15 protein-coding genes are annotated in these 17,756 nt (G+C 59.8%); 13 read left to right on the forward strand and 2 right to left on the reverse strand.

Translation table 11 applies throughout. The annotated features are described in order from the left end of the window. Positions 1 to 48: 48 nt before the first annotated feature. Together ACYZTY_RS14370 and ACYZTY_RS14375 are read right to left on the reverse strand one after the other, a co-directional pair. Positions 49 to 324, reverse strand: coding sequence for a bacteriocin immunity protein (locus tag ACYZTY_RS14370; RefSeq protein WP_461959058.1), 276 nt, complete (start codon positions 322 to 324; stop codon positions 49 to 51). Further along, positions 314 to 2,917, reverse strand: a complete 2,604-nt coding sequence (locus ACYZTY_RS14375) for an S-type pyocin domain-containing protein (RefSeq protein ID WP_461959059.1) — start codon at positions 2,915 to 2,917, stop codon at positions 314 to 316. The genes ACYZTY_RS14370 and ACYZTY_RS14375 overlap by 11 nt, the downstream gene beginning before the upstream one ends. Before the next feature lie 223 nt (positions 2,918 to 3,140). Here ACYZTY_RS14375 and ACYZTY_RS14380 point away from each other — a divergent pair, with 223 nt between their 5' ends. From ACYZTY_RS14380 to ACYZTY_RS14440, 13 genes are all read left to right on the forward strand, one after another. Then, on the forward strand, positions 3,141 to 3,566 hold the full coding sequence (locus tag ACYZTY_RS14380) for a YciI family protein (RefSeq protein ID WP_461959060.1): 426 nt from the start codon (positions 3,141 to 3,143) through the stop codon (positions 3,564 to 3,566). 943 nt (positions 3,567 to 4,509) lie between these two features. Beyond that, positions 4,510 to 5,301 (forward strand): hypothetical protein, encoded by a 792-nt coding sequence (locus ACYZTY_RS14385; protein WP_461959061.1) that lies wholly within the window; start codon positions 4,510 to 4,512, stop codon positions 5,299 to 5,301. A 10-nt stretch (positions 5,302 to 5,311) separates the two neighbouring features. Further along, positions 5,312 to 6,763, forward strand: coding sequence for a DUF1254 domain-containing protein (locus ACYZTY_RS14390; RefSeq protein WP_461959062.1), 1,452 nt, complete (start codon positions 5,312 to 5,314; stop codon positions 6,761 to 6,763). A 26-nt stretch (positions 6,764 to 6,789) separates the two neighbouring features. Beyond that, the gene (locus tag ACYZTY_RS14395) at positions 6,790 to 8,193 is read left to right on the forward strand and encodes a DUF1254 domain-containing protein (protein ID WP_461959063.1); all 1,404 of its coding nucleotides are present in this window, start codon (positions 6,790 to 6,792) and stop codon (positions 8,191 to 8,193) included. A gap of 12 nt (positions 8,194 to 8,205) precedes the next feature. Further along, the gene (locus tag ACYZTY_RS14400) at positions 8,206 to 9,159 is read left to right on the forward strand and encodes a SphA family protein (protein WP_461959064.1); all 954 of its coding nucleotides are present in this window, start codon (positions 8,206 to 8,208) and stop codon (positions 9,157 to 9,159) included. A gap of 18 nt (positions 9,160 to 9,177) precedes the next feature. Then, a complete protein-coding gene (locus ACYZTY_RS14405) occupies positions 9,178 to 10,215 on the forward strand; it encodes a hypothetical protein (RefSeq protein ID WP_461959065.1) in 1,038 nt (345 codons plus the stop codon). Positions 10,216 to 10,242: 27 nt separating this feature from the next. Continuing rightward, positions 10,243 to 11,223: an AAA family ATPase gene (locus tag ACYZTY_RS14410; protein ID WP_461959066.1), complete on the forward strand. Its 981-nt coding sequence runs from the start codon at positions 10,243 to 10,245 to the stop codon at positions 11,221 to 11,223. Between the two features lie 8 nt (positions 11,224 to 11,231). Continuing rightward, entirely contained in the window at positions 11,232 to 12,161 is a 930-nt protein-coding gene (locus ACYZTY_RS14415; protein WP_461959067.1) for a DUF58 domain-containing protein, read from the forward strand. Then, complete coding sequence (locus ACYZTY_RS14420) at positions 12,158 to 12,748, forward strand: DUF4381 domain-containing protein (RefSeq protein ID WP_461959068.1); 591 nt, start codon at positions 12,158 to 12,160, stop codon at positions 12,746 to 12,748. Before ACYZTY_RS14415 ends, ACYZTY_RS14420 begins: the two co-directional genes overlap by 4 nt. Further along, on the forward strand, positions 12,735 to 13,727 hold the full coding sequence (locus ACYZTY_RS14425) for a vWA domain-containing protein (RefSeq protein WP_461959069.1): 993 nt from the start codon (positions 12,735 to 12,737) through the stop codon (positions 13,725 to 13,727). Before ACYZTY_RS14420 ends, ACYZTY_RS14425 begins: the two co-directional genes overlap by 14 nt. A gap of 1 nt (position 13,728) precedes the next feature. Continuing rightward, entirely contained in the window at positions 13,729 to 15,309 is a 1,581-nt protein-coding gene (locus ACYZTY_RS14430; RefSeq protein WP_461959070.1) for a vWA domain-containing protein, read from the forward strand. Further along, positions 15,306 to 16,721 (forward strand): hypothetical protein, encoded by a 1,416-nt coding sequence (locus ACYZTY_RS14435; protein WP_461959071.1) that lies wholly within the window; start codon positions 15,306 to 15,308, stop codon positions 16,719 to 16,721. The genes ACYZTY_RS14430 and ACYZTY_RS14435 overlap by 4 nt, the downstream gene beginning before the upstream one ends. Then, positions 16,718 to 17,746: an HAD family hydrolase gene (locus tag ACYZTY_RS14440; RefSeq protein ID WP_461959072.1), complete on the forward strand. Its 1,029-nt coding sequence runs from the start codon at positions 16,718 to 16,720 to the stop codon at positions 17,744 to 17,746. Before ACYZTY_RS14435 ends, ACYZTY_RS14440 begins: the two co-directional genes overlap by 4 nt. Positions 17,747 to 17,756 lie beyond the last annotated feature (10 nt).

Consider the following 17,756-nt stretch of genomic DNA (forward strand, 5'->3'; position numbering starts at 1 on the left):
CTGCCCATTAATGATGAGCAGATGGTTTTTTCGCTCGAGGTGATTGCATTACTCCGGCTTGAAGCCGGGTTTGTTATTAAGTGAACGCCATTCTTTGACTTCTTTCAGGATGCCTTCCGGGCTGTCCTCCTGGCCTTCCTTGGGGTAGAAGATGACGTCTGAGCGGTCAGGGTGTTCAGTAATCGCTTCGAAATGTTCAACGAGTTTATCTCTGTAATCCTCCAGCGCTTGTCCGCGCAAACCACTCGTCTGGTGAAATAACTCCCGCAAAAATAACAAGAACTCTGCCTCTGTGTAGTCCACTAACTTTTCTTTAAAAATCATAACCACCTCTCACTTTGTGAAGTTGAATATGACGCTTGGGTGTCATCACGGAGATGTTATCCAAACCGTAAACATCTCCTCCTTTTGAAACTTCAACTTCATGGTGAAGTTCAAAAGTCTTACGGCCCCCGACTTGATCCACAACTGCAGAGAAAGGGGCAGACCCGTCTCGCATTCTGTCCAGATTGCTCCCGGCAAACTGCCGACTCAATTCAATATCCCCGGCAACAGCCTTCCAAAACGCCCGCCTGAACCCATGAAAATTCCTGAATTCCTTCCATCGCAATTGATCCGCAATATGCGAAGGAATGGGCGCCCCCGCTCCTTTCGCGTCATCCGCAAGCCACACTTCAGAGGCTTGCCCTCCCCAACCTGTAGCCATTCCCGGATCATCCCGCCGGTCAAGAAACAGAACATCCGGCGAAGGCAACTCCATATCCGCCGGGAACCCGGGAATACTGCCACCGACCTGCCCCTCGTCAACAGCCGGAAACGTCTCGTTTTGAGGTAGGACCGGGATGGCCGGCGTGCCGGGATAAACCGTTGGAATCGACGGTATGACCGGTACCGTTGTAGGACCAAGGTGTTCGATCCCTGGCGGCACGAGAGGTGTCCACGTACCGACGCCAACGGGACGTATTGGCCAAGGCAAAATTGCCGGTGTGATGCCCAGCCGTCCTTGGCTGCTTTGCGGGGTAGTAATGCTGATTTTGTCGAGGTTGAACGGGTTTTCGCCGAACTCTACGAGCGTTTGATAACGCAACTCGAATTCACGCCGCTCACCGACCCAGGTGCTTTTCGGGGCGTAGGGTGCAAAGCCTTGTTCGATGCGTTTTTTGTTTACCTCATCGAATTCGGCGACAAGTGCCGGGTACTCGCCAACTGTTCGCCACAGCGCTTCATCGAAGGCCCCGAACGAGTTGACTTCCCGGCCACGGAACTGATCACCAATCTGTACCGGAATAGCTGCACCGCTCGCTTGGATGGCCGTTTTCCACCACTCAAGGCCGGCGGGTTGACCGATGCCGGTGACAACACCAGAACCCATCACCGGTGAACCGAAAGAGAAGTAAGTCGGTGGCAGGCCCGGCACGCAGACAATGCAATCCTGAATCCGTAGATCGACACCCTCCGGGATGTTCTGGACCTGCGGAGTGATCACCGCCAATCCGGATTGACTCGCCGTTGTCCCAAGGGAGGGAACGTCCGGAGTGAACTGCAAGTGCCTGCCGGGGTATCCGGGGATCTCGGCGTGATAGGCCCCCGTCAGAAGATCGAGCACTGCATTGACGACCGGAACCTGTGCGTCAATGGGGCCTCCGGTACTGACGGCGATGATCGCGGTGCCTTCCGGCACCGTTTCGGCTTTGAGCCGATAGGCCATTTCAACCGATCCACCCGCATCAGCGATCGATTGCAAGACGCTGCTGTCAGCAAGGCCCAGCGATTGCGCCGGCACGCCGACTGAATGGAACAGGCGCCTGCGTTGCTCGGGTGTCAACTCGCCATTGCCAAGCGTCGGCGAGTACACCATGGCGGTAACGAATACCGGTCCTGTTCTGACTGCAATGCCAACAAAATCGCCAAGGAGCTTGCCCGCAGCTCTGGAAGCAGCCTCAATTGCCGCCGCTACGTCCTGAGCAACGAGCACACCCTCACGGGTCAAAAACATCCCGCCGGCGGCCGCTGTCGACATGGGCACAGTCAGCGTGTTGACCCGCCTGACCCGTTCGACGCGAGAGTCTTCATCAGCCTGCTGCTTGAACCGGACTCGAGCATCGCGCTGCTCGGCAAACTGACGGAGCGCCTCCCACACCGCTTCCCGCTCACGCCAGACAACGACCTGCTCGGCATGATGTCTGGCCAGCGCATTGGATTTATCCGTGAGCGCGTTTATTTGCGCGGATAGAAGCCGCGCTTCGTGGGCAGCGTTGTAGGCATTTTCCCAGATCTGGTGACCGTCATTGAGCGCTTGCCCGAACGCCCCCAGTCGCGTCAGGTAATCGTTCGAAGTGCGGGTGAGTGGATCGTGTCCATCGAAGGACCTGGCAACAGCGTTCTTTGCATTGAGCTCTGCGGTCTTGCGGGCGATCAGCCCGTCAATTTCGTTTTTTTCCTTGGTGATGGTGTAGAGCTGCCAACGCTCGCTCGAGCCGCTGTCCGGCGGTCGTCGAACACTGGAGATTTCATGTTCAAGGGAGGGTGCGAGTTGACTGGCCTTAGCCGCAAAGCTTCTGTCTACCTCGGCTCTGACAGCGTCATGACGCTGGGCCAGAAGGGCGAGAAACTGGTGCAATGCCTGAACGCGAGATTGCTCCTGAGCCTGCACGGCGGCTGCTTGAGCTTGAGCTTGAGCTTGAGCCGCCTCGGCTTGCGCTTGAACACCTGCCTGCACGCGCTCGTTTTCCTTTGCCTGACGAGCGGCATTTATGGCCCGCTTTCGGGCCTTCTTCTTTTTCTTGCTGGTTTTACCGAACCCGCCTGAAACCCCTCCGCCGCCACCCCCTCCACCGGAACCACCGCTTGAAGCGGGCGGGCCCGACCTGATGACGACACTTCCTGACGTTCCATCGTTATGTATTTGTTGTGCCATACAGTCACTCCTTGTCTGTAGGGCGCAGCATGTCGATGGAGCAGTGATCCGGTGCGGTACATAGTTATAGGGCAGCCATTTCACCGACAGTCGACAGCTATCAAAGCGGCGAGTCGAAAACAGATTGGCGCTTACAGGTAACTTTCGTCAGCGGCGTTGTCGATTCGGGCCACGGTCATTCGACTAGACAGTGAATCAACCACCCTCCAGCGGAGACAAGACCATGCGATTCATGATCATTGTAAAAGCCAGCCAGGAATCCGAGGCCGGCGTGATGCCCAGCGAAGAACTGATGGCTGCCATGGGCAATTACAACGAGGAACTGACCAAAGCCGGCATCCTCATCGACTGCGACGGCCTGCACCCCAGCAGCAAGGGCGCCCGGGTGCGTTTCTCCGGTGAAAAACGCACGGTCATCGACGGCCCGTTCGCCGAAACCAAGGAACTGATCGCCGGATTTTGGCTTTGGGAGGTGAAGTCGAAAGAGGAAGCGATCGAGTGGGTCAAACGCTGCCCCAATCCGATGCCGGGCACCGATGCGGAGATCGAGATCCGCCCGATATACAGCGCGGAAGATTTCGCGGCGCTGTTGACTCCGGAAATGCGCGAGCAGGAAGAGCGGCTGCGCGAGCAGATGAAAAAGCGCTGATTTCAGTAGTTTTCAAGCCTCATCCTACATGAGTTCCTTGCCGTTTTTCTTGATGTAAACGGTACGGAACTTTCCGTCTGCGGCCACCACAATCGTGATACAGGCAACTCACCGAGATAAAACGACAACCGGTAGGGTTTTCGCTGTACTAGAGGGGTCCACCTGTCAGATATGACAGTAGCAATCGTTCAAGACACGGCGTTACATAGGTTTCGCAGCAGTAAGTTTCTTTAGCGCGCAAAAAACTGAAAATTTTTAGAGCAAGGAGAGCGAGCATGTCAACGCCAATAGTGACCACGACATATTACGGGGTCATCAAGTCAGTTACTTCCTTTAACTACCCCTCCTCAGGAGGCTATACCCCTCCCAGACAATACAATGTGGTCGTTATCGTCGATGGCGATTCCAACGAGGTCACGGTCAGATCCGAAAAACAGCACTTTCAGGAAGGACAAAGAGTTTCATTTACTAGCACCACCGGCCCTAAGGGAACACTGGTGGCAGGGCTTACATAACTACTCTGGGGCAATGCTGTTCACGCAAATGGAGTGAACCTGCGTCCCACCCAAAAAGTAGTTATTTGACACTTTTCCGCGCCTCGCCTTGCGGGTCTGGGGCATCACAGCAAAGCATTCTACGCCAGCTTTGATGCCTTCATTGTTCTTCGCGGATACACCTTGCTTCTACAGAAATGAGGCATGTCCGTGATGGCTTTTTCTGCCGGATATCACCCAAATCCCTGATTCGTATTAACTTTCTAGTACACAAAAAAACAACGAAAACTTGTACAAAAATCCAAAGATCCCCCCTTCCGACTGGCGAACCCAGCGTTAGCTGCTAGCTTCAACAGACGTGTCCTACAGGCTTGATAGGAAAGGGCTTACGCAGTAACGGCCGTCAAGTGCCGAGTCGTCCATACGAGCCACGAAGGAACGGGGGAGTCATGTCGATAAAAACAGGAACACGCGCCGTGTGGTTGGCGGCATGGTTTGCGCCTGTCGTTTGTGCCCTGGCGGACAACGCCGATACGGCCAACAAAAGTAACAACCCGCTGAACCTGGCACCCGGTGCCAACCTTCAGGACTACTACACGCCCAGGCTTTACGACACCAATGCCCACACCAACGATCTGTTGATGCGCGGCACGCTGCCGATTGCACCCGGAGACTTCATCGGTGTGCCGCAATTGCTGCGCGCCACCGTGCCGATCAGCACGCGCCCCGACCCGCATGGCGGCTACAGCACCGGCGAAGGTGATCTGAACGTCTTCGATATTTTCTTGCTCAAGACCGAGGGTGTGCAGTTGGGCATCGGCCCGCAAATCACTGCACCCACCGCCGATCAGGACGAACTGGGCACCGGCAAATGGCAGGCTGGCCTGGCCGCCATCGCGATTGATGCATCGCCACGGGGTTTGCTCGGCGCACTGGTGCAGTATCAAAGCTCCTTCGCCGGCGACCATGACCGTGCCCACGTCGAAACCGCGACGCTGCAGCCCTTCATCATGCATAACCTGGACAAGGGCTGGTACCTGCGCTCGACCGGCACCTGGACCTTCGACCTGAAGAACGACACCCATTACATCCCACTCGGTTTGGGTGGCGGCAAGGTCTGGAAATCCGGGTCCAATATCCTCAATGCCTTTATCGAACCGCAGTGGACCGTTGAGCGCAAAGGCGATGGCCTGCCGCAGTTCACGCTGTTCGCCGGGATCAACGTCACATTCGGCAAATAAGGACTTTTCTATGCACGGTGCAATTCGCGCAGCCGGTTTCAGCCTGATGACCCTGTTCGTCAGTTGCGGCGTTGGCGCACAGGACGTTGACACGCGGATCGGCAAGATTGCGATGGAAGGCGAGCTGCCGGCCCATGATTCGATCCCCAAACTCTATGCCGAACTGGATTTCCAACAAGCCACCCAGAGTTATCTGTGGGCCTTGCCGTTGGTGTCCTACGCCCAATGGCAGGAGGAGTTTCGTGACAAGCTCGGCGCCCAGAACGGCGACCTGATGGTACTCAACAGTTACGAAGACAAGCTGGGCGTTATCACTGCCAATGCGACTACACCGTACATCCTCGGCTTCGTCGACCTGAATGAAACCGGTCCGCTGGTGATCGAACTGCCGCCCGGCCCTACTGCGGGCGGCGTGGGTGATTTCTGGCAGCGCGCGATCATCGACATGGGCCAGACCGGCCCCGACAAAGGCAAGGGTGGCAAATACCTGGTCCTGCCACCCGGCGCCGAGCCTCCGGCCGATGCGGGCAAGTATTACCTGGCCAAATCGGAAACCATGAACGTGCTGGTGGGTTTTCGTGTGCTCGATCCGGACCCGGCCAAAGGCAAGGCGTTGGTCGAGCAGTTCAAAATGTACCCGTACGCCAATCGCACCAACCCTGCCAAAACCAGACTGCTCTCCCCCGGCGGCAAAGCCTGGTCCGGCACCCAACCGCGTCGCCTGGCCTACTGGGAGCGCTTGCACCAGATCATCCAGAAAGAGCCGGTCAACGAACGTGATCGGTTCTACATGGCCATGCTCGCCAGCCTGGGCATCGAGAAGGACAAGCCCTTCAACCCCAACGACAACCAGCGCAAGGCACTGGAGCAAGGCGCGCACGTCGGCGAACTGATCGCCAAGGCCAACACCTTCGCCAAGCGTTTCCCGGATGCCCAGTACTGGAAAGACCGTCAGTGGGACACCGTACTCAACATCGCCGAGCCGTCGCAGCGCGTCGCTTACTACGACCAGTTATGGGAACGCAGTGCCTGGTTCTACGAAGCGGTCACCAACACCAAAGGCATGGTGTCCAAAACCCCGGGCTTGGGCCAGACCTACCTCGGTGCCTACACCGACGCCAAGGGCAACTGGCTCGACGGCGGCAAAAACTATCGCTTGCACGTCGGCGTCAATCCGCCGGCCAAGCAGTTCTGGTCGATGACCGTTTACGACATCGACAGCCGTTGCCTGATCGACAACCCGCAGCGCAAGGCAGATCTATCGTCCCGTCAGGACCTGAAGAAAAACGCTGACGGCTCGGTGGACTTGTACTTCGGCCCGACCGCGCCCACAGGCTGGGAGAGTAATTGGGTGCAAACCGTACCGGGCAAGCACTGGTTCAGCTACTTCCGCTTGTACGCGCCCACCGAAGCGTATTTCGACAAAAGCTGGAAACTCGACGACATCACGGCCGTGGAATGACGCCCAGGATTCAATAAGGAAGTTCTATGAATAATCGCCTGCTGCTCACCGCTCTCTCGCTCGCCCTGAGTACCAGCGCCTGGGCCGACTTCACCGCCGCACCCGAGGAGGCCCGAGGCATCGCCAAGGAGGCCTACCTGTACGGCTTCCCGGTGGTGGAAATGTACAAAACCCTCTACACCCAGGCCGTCGACAAAAAGAGCGCGAACTTCAAGGCGCCGTTCAACCGGATCGGCAACACCGCGAAAGCTTTCACGGCCAAGGACACCGCGTTCGTCACACCGAACGCCGACACACCCTACTCGTTCGTCTGGATGGACCTGCGCGCCGAACCGGTGGTGCTGACCTTGCCGCCCATCGATGAACACCGTTACTACTCCGTGCAATTGATTGACGCCTTTACGCAGAATTTTGCGTACCTGGGCACCCGCAGTACAGGCAATAACGGCGGGCATTTCATGATTGCCGGACCCAACTGGCAGGGTCAGCAACCGGTGAACATCGACCGGTTGCTGCGCAGTGAAACCAACATCGCCTACGCCCTGTATCGCACGCAGCTGTTTGATGAAAAGGATCTGGGCAAGGTCAAGGAAATCCAGAAGGGCTACAAGGTCGAGACGCTGAGCCACTACGTCAAACAGAAGGCCCCACCAGCGGCGCCGAAGATCGCCTGGCCAAAACCCACGCCGACCATGAGCGATACCCCTGACCTGTTCCGCTACCTGAACTTCATGCTGGCCTTCGCCCCGGCGCAGGACGCGGAAAAGGACCTGCTCGCGCGCTTCAAGAAAATCGGCATCGAGGCTGGCAAGCCTTTCAAACTCCATGAGTTCACTGCCGAACAGCGCCAGTCACTTGAAGACGGCATCAGCGATGCCAAAGCCGAATTCGCCCGGTTCAAAAAAGACCAGGTCGATACCCACCAGGTCTCCAGCGGCGACCTCTTCGGCACCCGCGATCACCTCAAGGGCAATTACCTGTACCGCTACGCCGGCGCCAACATGGGGATTTTCGGCAACTCGGCCGAAGAGGCGAATTACATCGGCTATTTCGTCGACAAGGACGGCCAGCCGGTCGACGCCTCGAAACACGATTACACCCTGCATTTCGACAAAGGCGCCCTGCCCCCGGCCGATGCGTTCTGGTCACTGACAATGTACGACGGCAAGAACAAGCTGCTGGTGGCCAACCCGCTGAATCGCTACCTGATCAACTCGCGGATGTTGCCCGATCTCAAGCTCGACGCCGACGGTGGCCTGACCCTTTACGTGCAGAACAAGGCACCGGCCAAGGACTTGCAGAGCAACTGGCTGCCAGCGCCGAACGGCCCGTTCTATGGAGTCTTGCGCCTCTACCTGCCAAAACCTGAAGTCACCAGCGGCCAGTGGCAAATGCCGCTGCTGACCCCCGTCAATTCACAAAAACAATAAGCGGAGTCAGTCATGGTCAGGCCTTTTGTAGTGCGTCCTTTACTGGCCCTGTGCGTAATCGGCGCAAACCCCTTGGGCTTCGCGGCCGAGGGCGGTGTCGGGCGTCCGATCACCGGGCAACAGGTGTTTTCCAACGCAGGGGTCGTGCCGCCGGAACCGGGGTGGGTCATGTCCTTTACCAGCATCTGGTATGACGGCGATCTCAAGGGCGGCAAGGGTGTGCCGATTGTCGGTGAGGTCGGTGCCGACCTCGACATGAAAGTCTCCTACACCATGGCCAACTTCACCCATGTCTGGGACACCGGCAAGGGGCGCTGGAACTATGCCTCGGCCATCGGCGTGCCGGTGCAATACACCGACATCAACATCTCGATTACCGGTCCGCGTGGGCGCACGCTAGGCACCGGAGATAGCGGCACGCAGTTTGCCGACATGCTGATCACGCCGATCGCCGCCGGGTATCACTTCGACGAGGTCAACCACCTCTCGTTTTCCCTGCCGATCTACGTGCCGACCGGTGCCTACAACGACGATCGCCTGGCCAACCCCGGCCAGAACACGTACACCTTCATGCCCACCGTCGCGTTCACCCATCTGGATGGCAAAGGGGGCGAGTTCACCCTGTCGAGTGGCCTGGAGTTCTACACCGAGAACGACGCCACGGATTATCGCAACGGCAACATTTTCACCCTCGATGCGATGTGGACCCACGGTTTCGGCAACGGCTGGAGCGCCGGTCTGGTCGGCGGTTATGTCCAGCAAGTCACTGACGACAAAGGCCAGACCGCTGACTCGCTCAATGGCTTTCGCGGTCGTTCCGTGGGCGCCGGTCCGGTGATTGGCTGGGCCGGCAAGTTCAACGATGCCCAGGCCAGCGTCAGTGCGCGTTGGGTACCCGAGTTCGACACCAAGAACCGCCCGGAAGGCAACGGCGTATCCGTCAACCTGACGTTGGCGTTTTTCTAGGAGTGACCAGGGATGGCCATGGGTTCCAGACTGACTTTATGCAGCGTGTTGTTCAGCGGTTTCGCCTGCGCCAGCGGTGACCTGCCCGCCCTTGGCACGACTCCCGCGCAACCGGCAGCCAAAGGTGATCCCGAGACCTGTCATCGGCTGCAACAGGACTTCGACATCGACCTGAAAAAGGTCGTGGCGGCGGGCTGCGATCCCTCCACGGAACAGATCGCCAAGCTGATGGATAACCCGGTGGGCAATCTGGTGCTGCTGTTCAACCAGTTTGACTACACCGCGCTCAAGGGGCCGAACAGCAACGGCACCCGCATGCTGGGCAAATACAGCTTCATGCCGACCTTCCCGATTTCCCTCGGCGAAGACTGGAACCTGATCAACCGCCTGCCCATCAGCTACGTCAGCGCGCCGGTCAATCACCGTGCCGGCAACCTGATCGGCATGGGCCCCAACGATATCTTGAGCGACCGCAGCGACTTTGCCTCAGTGGTGCAGGACCCATTCGACCGCACCAGCGGTTTTGGCGACCTGGCCTACGTCGGCGTGTTCTCACCCAAGCAACCGATTCGCTTCGCCGGTGGCGGCAAGATGGTCTGGGGATTCGGCCCGACCGCGATGTTCCCCACCGCAGAAGAAGACGTCCTGGGCACCGGCAAATATTCCCTCGGCCCGGCGTTTGTCGCGGCGTATCTGGGCGAAGACTGGACCCTGGGCCTGTTCCCGCAGCATTGGTGGTCGGTCGGCGGCGACAGTCAGCGCAAGGACGTCAGCCTGACCAACATTCAGTACTTCATCCAGCGCAACATTCCCGGCCCTGAGCAATGGCGCGTCGGCATGACGCCTAACGTCACGGTCAACTGGAAGGCCGAAGGCGGCAACAAGGTCACCTTCCCCATCGGTATCGGCGCCGGGCGGATTTTCAACTTCGGCAAGCTGCCGGTACGGATCTCCGGGGAGATTCAGTACTCGGCGATCCACCCGGACGACCTGATCAGCAGCCGCTGGAATTTCCGCTTGTCGTTCATCCCCGTCATTCCGACTTTCATGTTTTGAGCAAGCCTTTGAGAAAGGGAACATTCCATGACCGCACTCAATGACCTCAACGCCCTGCAAGCCAGCATCGCCGAAGCGGTGCTCGGTCAGGACCAAGTGATCCGGCAGATTCTCCTCGGCCTGCTGGCCAACGGGCACTTGTTGCTCGAAAGCCTGCCTGGCCTGGCCAAGACTCGCACGGTCAAGGCGCTGGCCAAACACCTGGACGCGAAGATGAGCCGCATCCAGTTCACCCCCGATTTGCTGCCGTCGGACATCACCGGTGCCGAAGTCCTGCACCAGATCGATGGCAAGAACGAGATCCAGTTCCAGCCCGGCCCGCTGTTCGGCAACCTGATTCTGGCGGATGAAATCAACCGCGCCCCGGCCAAGGTTCAGGCGGCATTGCTGGAGGCGATGGAAGAACGCCAGATCACTGTAGCCGGCAACAGCCACGTGCTGCCGGAGCTGTTCATTGTGGTGGCGACGCAAAACCCGATCGAACAGGAAGGCACCTACCCGCTGCCGGAAGCGCAGATGGACCGCTTCCTGATGAAGGTCTTGCTCGATTACCCCAGCGCCGAAAACGAGAGCCAGGTGTTGCGGCTGTTGCGTGAGGAAGAATTCGCGTTGGGCGCCAAGACGGCTGCGGTGCAGGGTTTTGCACTGTCTCAAGAGGTGATCTTCGCCGCACGTCGCGAAGTCAGCGCCATTCATGTGTCCCCGGCCATCGACCGTTACCTGATCGACCTGATCAATGCCACCCGCCATCCCGCTGACTACGACGCCGATCTGGGCCGCTGGATCACCATCGGCGCCAGTCCTCGGGGCGGTATCGGCCTGGACCGTTGCGCCCGCGCCGATGCCTGGTTGCAGGGGCAGGACTTCGTCTCACCCGATAACGTCCGCACGGTGGTGCATCCAGTGTTGCGTCATCGTTTGCAGCTGAGTTACGACGCCGTGGCGGACGGTGTGACGGCTGATCAGGTGCTTGATCGCCTGCTCGACAAAGTGGCGATTCCCGCCTGAGGTTGAAAATGAAGAGTGCCGACGGTCTGGTCTATGTCTCGTTAACGCAGTTGATGGCGCTGGAGTTCAAGGCCCGTGACCTGAGTTTTGTGGCGCGTCAGCCCCAGGGCAGCATTCTGGCCGGCAACCATGCTTCGCGCCTGCGCGGCCGTGGTTTGAATTTTGATGAACTGCGTCGTTATCAGCCGGGGGACGATCTGCGTCATCTGGACTGGCGCGCCTCGCTGCGCACCGGCAAACCGGTGGTGCGCACATTTACCGAAGAGCGCGACCGCCCGGCCTTGATCCTGGTGGATCAGCGCATGTCGATGTTCTTCGGCTCGCAACGCAGCTTCAAATCGGCCATCGCCGCGGAGCTGGGCGCACTGGCGGCGTGGATGGTGTTCAACGCCGGAGATCGGGTCGGCGGCCTGGTGTTCAACGATCAACGCATCGACAGCATCGCCCCGCTGCGCAGCCGTAAACGCATTGAAGCGTTGTGCAGCCGGATTGCCGAGCAGAATCAGCAACTCAACGCCGCCAACCCGGACGCTGAGGGCGAAGACCAGCTCGACAAGGTGTTGCAGCATTGCCTGGCGGTGGCCGGGCACGATCATTTGATTTGCATCATCAGCGACTTTGCCGGCGCCGGTGAGCGCACCTTGCAGTTGATGCGCCAATTGGCCGCGCACAACGACGTGGTCGCCATGCAGGTGTATGACCCATTGGCGCTGAACCTGCCGAAGAACGGACGTCTGCTGATTACCCAAGGCCAATTGCAGGTGGAACTGGCCGTCGAGCAACGCAGCGTTCATCAGCCGTTGGGGGATTTTCTCAGCGGTCGGCTCAAGGATGTCGCCACCCTGCTGCGGCGCAGTCAGGTGCCGCTGATGATGTTCAGCACCGCAACCGATGCCCAGGAACAATTGCGCACCGAACTGGGCAGAGGTCGGCGATGAACCCGAACATCCCGAGTATCGAACAGCTGAAAGAGATCGGTTTGCCCGCCCCGGTCAGTTATGCGCCGCAGACGTGGGGATGGTGGGTGTTGCTCGGGGTGTTGGTGATTGCCGTTTTGCTGGTCGGTGCGCGGCGGTATTGGCAGTGGCGACGGGATCGCTATCGGCGGGAGGCGTTGGTGCGGTTGGCTGAATTGCGAAGCAGCGAAGATCAACTTGGCGCTTTGCGAGAACTCCCTGAACTGCTCAAACGCGTGGCCCTGTCGATCCCCGTCTCTGTAGGAGCGAGGCTTGCCCGCGAACCAGACACCTCGGTCCCACAGAGAGACCGCGTTATCGTTCTTCGCGGGCACGTCGGATCGCCGCATCGCTCGCTCCTACAGGGGGTGGCGGCGCTTGGGGGTGAGGATTGGCAGGCGTTTCTGGCGCGGCACAGTTCTCAGCCATTGCCCGCTGATTTCAGTCAGCAACTGGCGCAACTGGCCTATGCCCCCGATGCGGCATTGCTGGCCTTGCCCGGCGATAAACGCCAGCAACTGTTCGATACCTGCAAACGCTGGGTGGAGCATCATCATGTGGCAGCTTGATTACCCCTGGCTGCTGATCCTTTTGCCGCTGCCGTGGCTGGGCTACCGCTACCTGCCCGATTACCGTGAAGCCCGCAGCGCCGTGCGGGTGCCGTTTTTCGGCGCCATGAGCCGCGCCGTCGGTCAGGCGCCAAGTCAGGCCGGGACCCGCAGCAATCGCTGGCAGCTGGCCCTGAATCTGCTGGTGTGGGCGCTGGTGCTGCTGGCCGCCGCGCGCCCGGTGTTCGTCGAAAAACCGATCGAACGCCAGCAACCGGTGCGCGACTTGATGCTGGCCATCGACATCTCCCAATCGATGGAAACTACCGACTTCACCGACGCCAGTGGCCAGAAGATCAATCGTCTGGCGGCGGTCAAGGAAGTGGTGCATGGCTTTATCGACAAACGTAAAGAAGATCGCCTGGGCCTGATCGTGTTCGGCAGCGGCGCGTATCCCCAGGCGCCGCTGACGCTGGATCACGCCAGTCTGTCGCTGTTGCTCGACGACACCGGTATCGGCATGGCCGGTCCGAACACCGCAATCGGCGATGCGATTGGCCTGAGCCTCAAGCTGCTCGATCAGGCTCACGAGCAAGAGAAAGTGCTGATCCTGCTCACCGATGGCAATGACACCAGCAGCGCGATCACCCCGGATCACGCGGCGACCATGGCCGCCGCCAAAGGCGTGGTGATTCACACCATCGGCATCGGCGACCCGACGGCCGAGGGCGAAGCCAAGGTCAACCTGCAGGGCTTGCAGCAGATCGCCGACGCCACTGGCGGCAAGTTCTTCCGTGCTGAAGACCGTAATGCGCTGGATCAGGTCTACAGCACGCTCGACAAGCTCACCCCGCATCAGGTGAAAACCCTTAGCCATCAGCCGAAAAAGGACCTGTTCTGGTGGCCGCTGGGGGCTGCAATCGGTGTGCTTGCGCTCTACCATTTGGGCGCCCTGCTCCGTCCGCACCTGACACTCGCGCGTCAGCAGCAGGAGGCTTGAGATGGAGATCAATCTCAGTGACTTGCATTTACTGCGTCCGCTGTGGCTGTTGCTGGTGCCCTTCGCCGCGTTGCTGCCGATGCTTTGGCGGCGCAGTCGCGACCTGCAACGGCGCCTGCGCAGCAACATCGCCGAGCACTTGTTGCCGCATTTGTTGATCACGCCGCAGGATCAACAGCGCTTTCGGCCCGTACATCTGGTGTGCGCGGTGTTGATTCTGGGCGCCCTCGCGGCCGCCGGCCCAACCTGGGAACAGGACCGCCCGGACTTCCTGGAAAACCGTGCGCCGCTGATCATCGCCATCGACCTCTCGCCTTCGATGGACGCCAGCGACGTGCCACCGAGCCGGCTGGAAGCGGCCAAACACAAACTGCACGACCTGATCCAGCGCCGTGCCGGTGCCCGCAGCGGCTTGATCGCCTACGCCGGCAGCGCGCACCTGGTGTTGCCGCCGACCGACGATCCCGCCCTGCTCGACACCTTCATCCAGGCGTTGAGCACCGACCTGATCGCCACGCAGGGAAAAAACGTGGGGGCGGTCATCGAACAGGCCAAACGGCTGCTGGTCGCCGAGAAAACCCCGGGGACGCTGCTGTTGATCACCGACGGTGCCGACACCTCGCAACTCACTGGGCTGGACAAGCTACTCGACGACAGCGCATTGCAAGTGCTGATACTCGCCGTCGGCAGCGAGGACGGCGGGATCCTCCGCGACGCCAACGGCCAGCCGCGCACCGACAGCAATGGTCGCCCCGCGCTCGGCAGCTTCGACCAGGCCGCGCTCAAGCAACTGGCTTCAGCAGTGGATGCGCCGCTGGGCAGCCTGACCCTCAATGACGACGATCTGCAATGGGTCGAGTTGCACGCCCAGCGGCATTTCCAGAGTGCCAGCGATGAACAGCGCGAATTGCACTGGAAGGACGCCGGTTACTGGCTGTGCTGGCCGTTGCTGCTGCTCGCCTTCCTCAGCGTACGCAAGGGCTGGAGCCTGAACTGGATGGCCGGGTTGTTGCTGGCGTTGGGCATCGGCTTTCAACCGGCACCGGCCGAGGCCAACGCGTTGACCGATGCGTTTTTCACCCCCGACCAGCAAGGCCGCTGGGCCTTCGAACACGAGCACTTCCCCCAGGCCGCCGCGCATTTTGTCGACCCGTACTGGAAAGGCATCGCCGCCTACAACGCGGCCGATTTCGACCTGGCGCTGGCCAGTTTTGCGCGACTGGAGACGCCGCAGGCGTATTTCTACCTGGGCAATATTTATGTGCGGCGCTTCAAGTTTGATCAGGCCATTGCGGCGTATCAGCAAGCGTTGAAATTGCAGCCACAGTTTCCAGAGGCCACAGCCAATCTGGCACTGGCGGTTGCCTTGCAAAAGGACACCGAAAGCGCTGAACAGAATACGCCCGAGGTCAAACCGGACGAAATCAAAATGGACAAGGCGCCGGGCAAGGGGCAGAGCAAAGCGGTCGAGACCGAGCAGGCGGCTTCGGATGAGCAGTGGTTGCAGAATCTGAGCACTTCGCCGGCGAAGTTCTTGAAGCAGAAATTCAGTTTGCAGGATCAGGCGGGGAACAGACCATGAACCGAGTCGTGGCCATCGCCAGCAGGCTGGCTCCCACATTGGATCTGTTTGCGCCGCAAATCCCCTGTAGGAGTGAGCCTGCTCGCGATGGCGTCCACCCAATCACCTCAAAACTCACAGCCCTACTCCTCTGCCTATTCACCACAGCAACCCTCGCCGCAGAACCCGAACTGCGAGTCCAGACCCGCCTGCAACCCACCAACTCCGTCATGGTCGGCGGCATCCTCGAACTCCAACTCGATGTCCTCACCGACAGCTGGTTCACCGACGCCCCCGCCCTGCCCGACCTGAAGCTGCCAGGTGCGCTGGTCTTGCCACCGGACGGTCATGCCGAGCACATCAACCAGACGCTGGACGGCAAATCCTTCAACGGCATGCGTTACAGCTACCGAATCACGCCGAATCTGGCTCAGGGCTTCGACATCCCCGCGCTGACCGTCCGCGCAACACCCGGGCAGGCCAGCACTCCGCTGATTGCCCAAAGCCAGCCACTGCACTTCACCGCCGCACAGCCGCCGGGATTCAATCCCGGCGAACCGGTGCTCGTCGCGCAAGGGCTGCGATTCACACAAAAAGTCGTGAACTCGACAACACCGCTGAAGGTCGGCGACAGCATCACCCGGCAACTGACCTTGCAGGCCGACGATGCCATGGCCATGTCGCTGCCGGCGCCGTCGATGGGTGATGTGAGCGGTCTTAGCCGTTACCCCAAGAGCCCGCAAATCAGCAACCTGGACGATGGCCGTGGCAACTTCAACGGCGGCCAGCGCATCGACACCGTCACTTACCGCATCGACAGCGAAGGCCGCTACAACCTGCCGGCCATCGAGCTGAAATGGTGGGACACCAGCAGCCAACAAACCCGCACGGCCCAAGTCCCGGCCGTGAGCTTCAACGCCGCCGCCAACAGTGCTTACAAGCCCGTGTTCTCGATTACCGAAGACCTGAAAAAACTTGGCCAGCAAAGTCGCGTGCATCTCTCCGGGCACTGGCTGGTGCTGTCTGCGCTGCTGTTGGTCGTGGCGTTGCTCGGCTGGTTTGCACATCCTTTCGTCCAGCGTGCCTACCTTGCCGGGCAAGCCAGGCGCCGCGCGCAACACGCCGCCTGGCTCGAATCCGCTGACTACGCCTGGCGGCAGATCCCGGCGCAGATCGATGGCAAACCGGCACAACTGAGCGCCCTTTACCTTTGGGCCAGACGCAGCCGCCTGGGCCTGAAACTGAGCAACCTTGGCCCGCGCCTGCAAGATCTTTTGCGCGCCTGTTACAGCCAGCAATCAAGCGAAGACGAGGCGCTGCACCAACTGAAGAAATCCTTGGCTACGCTGCATAGTCGGGCCGAACACAAACCGTTCCCTGCTGCTCACGCCTTGCGCCCACTCAACCCCGTACACGAGAAGGACTTCCCATGACGAACCCGATATCGATCCGCCAGCGCCACGGGCTGAAGCTATTGTTTGCACTGGTCTTGAGCATGCCGCTGCTCGCGCTGGCAGCCGAACCCTTGCCCTCGTGGAACGACGGGCCATCGAAGAAAACCATCATCGAGTTCGTCCAGGCAGTCACCGATCAGTCCAGCAAGGACTTCGTCAAACCCGAGGACCGCATCGCCGTCTTTGACAATGACGGCACCTTGTGGAGCGAACAGCCGATGTACTTCGAGTTGCTGTTTGCGCTGGATGAGGTCAAGCGCACCGCACCGCAGCACCCGGAGTGGAAAACCACCCAGCCCTTCAAAGCCGTGCTGGAAAACGATCACCAGGCCCTGGCCGCCACGGGCATGGACGGCCTCCTGAAAATCTTCGGGGCCACCCACACCGGCATGACCACCGAAGCCTTCGATGACTACGCCAAGACCTGGCTGAGCCAGGCCAAACACCCCAAAACCGGTAAGCCGTACACCGAGATGATCTTCCAGCCGATGCTGGAAATGCTCGACTACCTGCGCAGTCAAGACTTCAAGACCTACATCGTTTCCGGAGGCGACACCGGGTTCATGCGCGCCTTTGCCGAGAAGGTCTACGGCATCCCGCCCGAACAAGTGATCGGCACCACTTTTGTCACCGCGTTCGAGTTCAAGGACGGCAAAGCCTCGATCGTGCGCACGCCAAAACTCGCGCACAACGACGACGGCCCGGGCAAACCGGAAAGCATCGACGCGGTGATCGGGCGCCGGCCGATCCTGGCGTTCGGTAACTCCGATGGCGATCTGCAAATGCTGCAGTGGACCGCCGCAGGACCGGGCAAACGATTCATGGGGCTGGTGCATCACACCGACGCCAAACGCGAATGGGCCTATGACCGTCAATCCCAGATCGGTCGCCTGGACAAGGCCCTGGACGAAGCAAAAAACCGTGGCTGGACTATCGTGGACATGGCGTCCGAGTGGCGCCGGGTCTATCCGTTCGATACCGCCACTCCCGAGCAAGTGCATTAAAAAAGCGTAA

This window comes from Pseudomonas sp. LB1P83 (genome assembly GCF_054897885.1).

Bases quoted from the DNA above. Each gene is read 5' to 3' on its own strand.
- ACYZTY_RS14370 (WP_461959058.1), bottom strand. From the start codon at position 324: ATGATTTTTAAAGAAAAGTTAGTGGACTACACAGAGGCAGAGTTCTTG.
- ACYZTY_RS14375 (WP_461959059.1), bottom strand. From the start codon at position 2,917: ATGGCACAACAAATACATAACGATGGAACGTCAGGAAGTGTCGTCATC.
- ACYZTY_RS14380 (WP_461959060.1), top strand. From the start codon at position 3,141: ATGCGATTCATGATCATTGTAAAAGCCAGCCAGGAATCCGAGGCCGGC.
- ACYZTY_RS14385 (WP_461959061.1), top strand. From the start codon at position 4,510: ATGTCGATAAAAACAGGAACACGCGCCGTGTGGTTGGCGGCATGGTTT.
- ACYZTY_RS14390 (WP_461959062.1), top strand. From the start codon at position 5,312: ATGCACGGTGCAATTCGCGCAGCCGGTTTCAGCCTGATGACCCTGTTC.
- ACYZTY_RS14395 (WP_461959063.1), top strand. From the start codon at position 6,790: ATGAATAATCGCCTGCTGCTCACCGCTCTCTCGCTCGCCCTGAGTACC.
- ACYZTY_RS14400 (WP_461959064.1), top strand. From the start codon at position 8,206: ATGGTCAGGCCTTTTGTAGTGCGTCCTTTACTGGCCCTGTGCGTAATC.
- ACYZTY_RS14405 (WP_461959065.1), top strand. From the start codon at position 9,178: ATGGGTTCCAGACTGACTTTATGCAGCGTGTTGTTCAGCGGTTTCGCC.
- ACYZTY_RS14410 (WP_461959066.1), top strand. From the start codon at position 10,243: ATGACCGCACTCAATGACCTCAACGCCCTGCAAGCCAGCATCGCCGAA.
- ACYZTY_RS14415 (WP_461959067.1), top strand. From the start codon at position 11,232: ATGAAGAGTGCCGACGGTCTGGTCTATGTCTCGTTAACGCAGTTGATG.
- ACYZTY_RS14420 (WP_461959068.1), top strand. From the start codon at position 12,158: ATGAACCCGAACATCCCGAGTATCGAACAGCTGAAAGAGATCGGTTTG.
- ACYZTY_RS14425 (WP_461959069.1), top strand. From the start codon at position 12,735: ATGTGGCAGCTTGATTACCCCTGGCTGCTGATCCTTTTGCCGCTGCCG.
- ACYZTY_RS14430 (WP_461959070.1), top strand. From the start codon at position 13,729: ATGGAGATCAATCTCAGTGACTTGCATTTACTGCGTCCGCTGTGGCTG.
- ACYZTY_RS14435 (WP_461959071.1), top strand. From the start codon at position 15,306: ATGAACCGAGTCGTGGCCATCGCCAGCAGGCTGGCTCCCACATTGGAT.
- ACYZTY_RS14440 (WP_461959072.1), top strand. From the start codon at position 16,718: ATGACGAACCCGATATCGATCCGCCAGCGCCACGGGCTGAAGCTATTG.